Annotated in this window: 5 protein-coding genes; 3 read left to right on the top strand and 2 right to left on the bottom strand. The window is 73.8% G+C overall.

The window, feature by feature from the left end; all coding sequences use genetic code 11:
• Positions 1-20: 20 nt before the first annotated feature.
• A complete protein-coding gene (locus tag ACJOT3_RS32080; protein WP_406976887.1) occupies positions 21-1,361 on the bottom strand; it encodes an ABC transporter substrate-binding protein in 1,341 nt (446 codons plus the stop codon).
• Positions 1,362-1,371: 10 nt separating this feature from the next.
• Positions 1,372-2,565: an ABC transporter ATP-binding protein gene (locus ACJOT3_RS32075; protein ID WP_406976886.1), complete on the bottom strand. Its 1,194-nt coding sequence runs from the start codon at positions 2,563-2,565 to the stop codon at positions 1,372-1,374.
• 272 nt (positions 2,566-2,837) lie between these two features.
• Here ACJOT3_RS32075 and ACJOT3_RS32070 point away from each other — a divergent pair, with 272 nt between their 5' ends.
• From ACJOT3_RS32070 to ACJOT3_RS32060, 3 genes are all read left to right on the top strand, one after another.
• Positions 2,838-3,536 (top strand): response regulator transcription factor, encoded by a 699-nt coding sequence (locus tag ACJOT3_RS32070; protein WP_406976885.1) that lies wholly within the window; start codon positions 2,838-2,840, stop codon positions 3,534-3,536.
• Positions 3,533-4,864: a sensor histidine kinase gene (locus ACJOT3_RS32065; RefSeq protein ID WP_406976884.1), complete on the top strand. Its 1,332-nt coding sequence runs from the start codon at positions 3,533-3,535 to the stop codon at positions 4,862-4,864. Before ACJOT3_RS32070 ends, ACJOT3_RS32065 begins: the two co-directional genes overlap by 4 nt.
• Before the next feature lie 197 nt (positions 4,865-5,061).
• Entirely contained in the window at positions 5,062-5,475 is a 414-nt protein-coding gene (locus tag ACJOT3_RS32060; RefSeq protein WP_406976883.1) for an ABATE domain-containing protein, read from the top strand.
• Positions 5,476-5,479: the final 4 nt, after the last annotated feature.

Raw genomic sequence — 5,479 nt, 5'->3', positions numbered from 1 at the left:
CCCCCGCCGGGGTGCGCGTCCTATTCGCCGTAGGCCTCGGCGGCCTCGGCCTCCAGGCGCTCCATGGTCCCCTCGATGTCGGAGGGGTCGCCCAGGAAGTCCTGGAGGGCCTGCCACATGCCGTCGCCGACGGTGGCGCCGAACGCGGCGGGCTGCAGGTCGGACAGGTCGAACCGGATGCTGTCCCCGGCGGCCACGATCTGCTCGGCCACCTGGCCGGTGAGCGGGTCGGGGTAGGCGTCGCCGGTCAGGTTCCGGTTGGGGGAGACGAACCCGCCCTGGGCGGCCCACTCCTGGGCGGCCTCGGGGGAGGCCAGGAAGCTCAGCAGCTCCATCGTGGCCTCGTCGTCGGTCATGGCCACGGCGGCGTCGCCCGCGACCACGACCGAGTCCTGCTCCCCGGCGATGTACGGGAACCGGTAGTGCAGCGCCTGGTCGCCGACGTCGGCGTTGGTGCTGGAGGAGACCACGCCGCCGATGAAGTCGGCGCCCACGACCATCGCGGCGGAGGGGTCGTCGCCGAACACGTTCGTCACCGAGGTCGGGAAGTCGGTCTGGAGGGTGCCGCTGGTGCCGCCCACCAGCAGGTTCTCGTTGTCCCACACCTGGGCGAGGACCTCCAGGGCCTCCTCGACGGTGGGGTCGGTCCAGGGGATCTCGCGGTCGCTCAGCTGGTCGTACTTCTCGGGCCCGGCCACCTGGAGGTAGACGTTCTCGAACCAGTCGCTGAGCACCCAGCCGTCGGCGCCCGCGATCGACAGCGGGGTGACGCCGACCTCCGACAGGTTCTCGGACAGCTCGGTGAAGTCGTCCCAGGTCTCGGGGGGCTCCGCGCCGGTCTCGGCGAACAGGTCGTTGTTGTACCAGACCAGCGACTTGTTGGTGACCTTCAGGTACACGCCGTAAGCCTGGCCGTCCACGGACCCGATCTCGCGCCAGGCCGATGCCATGTTGGCGTCCACGTCGGCGACCACGTCGTCGGTGAGGGGCACCAGGTCGCCGCTGGAGGCGAAGGTCTGGATGAGGCCGGGCTGGGGGATGAGCGCCACGTCGGGCACGTCGCCGCCCTGGATCCGGGTCTGCAGGACGGTGGACAGCTCGTCGCCGACGCCGCTGTAGGTGACGGTCGCCCCGGTCCGGGACTCGAACAGGTCCAGGACCTTCTCGAAGGCCTCCTGCTCGGCTCCGGCCCAGGGGCCGACGATCTCCAGGGTGACCGAGCCCAGCTCGGCGTCGCCGGAGCCGCCGCCGCAGGCGGTGGCGGCCAGGACCGTGGCCAGGGCGGCCGCGGTCACCGCGGGGAGGCGGCGGGCACCGCGGGCGCCGCGGGTACGGGATCGGGGGGAGGGGGATGGGGTCATGATGTTGCTCCTAGTCGCGGATGGCCGTGCCGGTGGCCGGGTCGAAGAAGTGGAGCCGTTCGGTGTCGACGGCGATGGTGATGTCCTGGCCCTCGAAGACGTGGGTGCGGGGGCTGAACCGGCCGACGACGACCACACCCTCGGAGGTGGCGGACAGGGCGTCGTCGGCCCCGGCGTCCCGGGCCAGTTCACGGGTGTCCTCGGTGACGACGGGGTCGGCGCCCAGCGGGAAGTGGACCAGGACGTCGGAGCCCATGGCCTCGACCAGGTCGGCGACCGAGGTGAGGGTCGCCCCCTCGGCGGAGCCGACGATCTCGGCGTCCTCCATGTCCTCGGGCCGGATGCCCAGGACGACCTTGGCCCCGGCGTACCCGCGGAGGGCGGGGCGCCGGTGCAGCAGGCCGTCGGGCAGGTCGAGGGTCTGCTCGCCCAGGTGCAGCCGGTACCGGCCGTCGTCGTCGGTGAGGGAGGCGGTGAGCAGGTTCATGCCGGGGGAGCCGACGAAGCCCGCGACGAACAGGTTGCGCGGGTGGTCGTACAGCTCCTGCGGCGGCCCCACCTGCTGGAGCACGCCGCGCTTCATGACGGCGACCCGGTCGCCCAGGGTCATCGCCTCGGTCTGGTCGTGGGTGACGTAGACGGTGGTCACCCCCAGGTCGCGCTGGATGCGGGCGATCTGGGCGCGCATCTGGACGCGCAGTTTGGCGTCCAGGTTGGACAGCGGCTCGTCCATGAGGAACGCGCGGGGGCGGCGGACGATGGCGCGCCCCATCGCCACCCGCTGGCGCTGGCCGCCGGAGAGGTTGCCGGGCTTGCGCTGGAGGTGCTCCTCCAGCTCCAGGATCCGGGCGACCTCGCGCACCCGCTCCTCGATCTCGGCCTTGGGCAGCTTGCGCAGCCGCAGCCCGAACGCGATGTTCTCGAAGATGTTCAGGTGCGGGTACAGGGCGTAGGACTGGAAGACCATCGCCACGTCGCGGTCGCGGGCCGGGACGTCGTTGACCACGCGGTCCCCGATGCGGATCGTGCCCTCGCTGATCCCCTCCAGGCCGGCGATCATGCGCAGGGCGGTGGTCTTGCCGCAGCCGGAGGGGCCGACCAGGACGAGGAACTCACCGTCCTGGATGTCCAGGGACAGGTTGTTCACGGCCCGGGTCCCGTCGGTGTAGACCTTGCCCAGACCGTCGATCACTATCTCCGCCACGGCGCCTCCGTCTGTTGTGGGGCGGCCGGGTCGGGGCCGCCGTAGAACCGGTGCCGCGGGGCGGGCCAGCGGACCTGTGACCCACGCCACCCTGCGGCGATGTGAGTCGACAGTAGTCCGGGGGACCCTAAGGAAGCCTTAATCCGTCATCTCATTCGACTTAAACCCACGGACCCCTCTGTCCCCCCTTGGGGAGGTCCGGGGCGGATCGTCCCACTGTGCCGGGAATCCCGGCCTCGTGCCCCGCGTCATCGTTGGTTAACGTGAGCGACATGGCAACGGTGTTGTTGGTCGAGGACGACCCGGTGGTGCGCGGTGCCCTGGTCAGGGCGCTGGGCAACCTGGGGCACGTGGTCCACCCGGTGGGTACGGCGTTGGAGGCTCTGCGCGAGGCGACCGAGCACGAACCGGACCTGGTCATCCTCGATCTGGGGCTGCCCGACCTGGACGGGGCGTCGGCCCTGCGCATGCTTCGCGGGTACAGCGAGGTCCCGGTGATCGTGGCGACGGCGCGCGGCGACGAGCCCACCATCGTGCGGCTGCTCAACGACGGCGCCGACGACTACGTGGTCAAACCGTTCTCCAGCGCCCAGCTGGCCGCGCGCATCAACGCGCTGCTGCGCCGCTCGCTGCGCGGCCCGGACCGCCCCGGCGACGGGGACGGCGAGCTGGTGGTGGGCGAGCTGGTCATCAGCCTGGACCGCCGCGAGGCGACCCTGGCGGGCCGGCCCCTGGACCTGTCCCGCCGCGAGTTCGACCTGCTCGCCCACCTGGCGGGGAACGTGGGCCGGGTGGTCCCCCGCCGCGAACTGGTCGAGGCGGTCTGGCACCAGCACCCGCTGGCGGGCCACGACCAGACCATCGACGTCCACGTGTCCTGGCTGCGCCGCAAGCTGGGCGAGAGCGCCGGGAACCCCCGCTACCTGCGCACCGTGCGCGGGGTGGGGCTGAAGATGGTGGAGCCCGGGTGAGGAGTCTGCTGGCACGCGCGGTGACCCTGGCCACCGTGCTGGTGGCGGTGGTGCTGCTGTCGGTGGCGCTCCCCTGGCTGTGGTGGGACTCCTCCCAGCGGGTCCGGGACGAGGCGCTCTCCCAGGCCGACCTGGTGGCCGCCGCCGTGGCGGTGGACGCCGACCCCGACACCCTGTACCGGATGGTGGCCGGGCTGCCCGCGGGGGAGGCCGGCCACCTGGCCGTGCACCTGCCCGGCCGGGCCGCGGTCGGCGCCAGCCGCTCCTCGGCCGCCCAGGTCGAGGCGGCCCGCGCCGGGGACACCGGGCCGGTCCCGGTCGACGGCGGAACGCTCCACCTGGTGGCCGCCCCCGTCCCGGAGGGCGGGACCGCGGTGGTGGAGGTGTACCTGCCCGCGGGCGCCGCCCTGCGCGAGGCCGGGCCGGTGGCGGCCGCCCTGGTGGCGGTCGCGCTGCCGGCCGTGCTCGTCGCCGTCGCCGCGGCCGACCGGCTCAGCGTGCCCGCCCGCCGGGCGCTGCACGCGCTGGCGGTGACGGCGGTGGCCATCGGGGCGGGGCGGCTCAACGCCCGCGTCCGGGTGCACGGGCCGCGCGACCTGGTCGTGCTGGGCAACTCCATCAACACGATCGGCGAGCACGTCCAGGAGCTGCTCGCCAAGGAGCGGGAGATGGTCGCCGACGTCTCCCACCGGCTGCGCACCCCCCTGACCGCGCTGCGGCTGGACGCCGAACTCCTGCCCGGGGCGGAGGGGGAGCGCATCCGCGAGGCGGTGAACGCCCTGGAGCGGGACGTGGACGAGATCATCCGCAACGCGCGCCCGCGCACCGAGGTCCTCGCCGAGGAACTGGAGTCCGACCTGGTCGATGTCGTCCGCGAGCGGATGGGGTTCTGGTCCATGCTCGGCGAGGACCAGGGGAGGAGGGTGGAGGTGGACCTGCCCGACACCCCGGCGCGGGTGGCGCTGCCCCCGCAGGAGTGCACTGCGGTGCTCGACGCCCTGGTCGGCAACGTGTTCCGGTACACCCCGGCGGGGAGCCCGCTGGCGGTGACCGTGGTCCGCCACGCCGGGTGGGTGACGCTCATCGTGGAGGACGCCGGGCCGGGGTTCGCCGACCCGGCGGCGGCGCTGCGCCGCGGGGCCAGCGGCGGCGGGTCGACCGGGCTGGGGCTGGACATCGTCCGCAACGCCGTGGAGGCCATCCGCGGCACGGTCCACCTGGAGCGGGGGCGGCTGGGCGGGGCGCGGGTGCGGGCCCGGTTCGCCGAGGCGGGGGTCCCGCACGAGGCCGACCCGCCGCGGGCGTGGCGGCTGCGGCGCTCGGGCTGACCGCGCCCCCGGTCGGGCCGTCTGAAGCGGCCGACCGGGAACCCGGTTTCGGACCGGAGTGAAACGGCGGACATCTCGGGCGCCCAGGGAAGGTTCGTCCGGTTTCGTTCCGATGTGAACGCGCCTGGTGACCACCTGTGGCCACCGGCCCCGCCGTTCGCCGGAATCCGCTACCCGGGCGTGGTGGGATACCCCCCATGAAGACGCATCCCCAGTCCCCCGCACGCCTCAGCCCCGCGGCCGAGCTCATCGCCGCCTTCGTCTCGACCGGCGCCGCCCTGGGCGACCGGGCCGACCTGGCGCGGTTCCTGCGCGCCCACCGCCTGGCCGCCGAGGGCGCCATCCCCATCACCCTGGCCGACCTGGACGAGGCCATCGCCCTGCGCGAGGGCATCCGCGCCGTCCTGGAGCAGTCCGCCGAACCCGACCAGGAGGCGCTGGCCCGCGGCCAGAAGGTGCTCGACGGCCTGCGCGTCACCGTGCGCCTGCAGCCCTCCCGCGAGCAGCTGGCCCCGGCCGTCGTGGACGAGGTCCGCCGCGGCCTGGCCCGCATCGCCGGCGCCTGGGCGAGCGTGCTCGCCAACGGCGAGTGGCGCCACCTGCGCGGCTAGCACT

This window comes from Nocardiopsis protaetiae, from assembly GCF_045446735.1.
In the GTDB taxonomy this organism is placed as follows: Bacteria; Actinomycetota; Actinomycetes; order Streptosporangiales; family Streptosporangiaceae; genus Nocardiopsis; species Nocardiopsis protaetiae.
This window is presented reverse-complemented; position numbering and strand designations above follow the sequence as displayed.

Excerpts from the sequence above, each read along its gene's own strand:
- ACJOT3_RS32080 (WP_406976887.1), bottom strand. The coding sequence starts at position 1,361 with ATGACCCCATCCCCCTCCCCCCGATCCCGTACCCGCGGCGCCCGCGGT.
- ACJOT3_RS32070 (WP_406976885.1), top strand. The coding sequence starts at position 2,838 with ATGGCAACGGTGTTGTTGGTCGAGGACGACCCGGTGGTGCGCGGTGCC.
- ACJOT3_RS32060 (WP_406976883.1), top strand. The coding sequence starts at position 5,062 with ATGAAGACGCATCCCCAGTCCCCCGCACGCCTCAGCCCCGCGGCCGAG.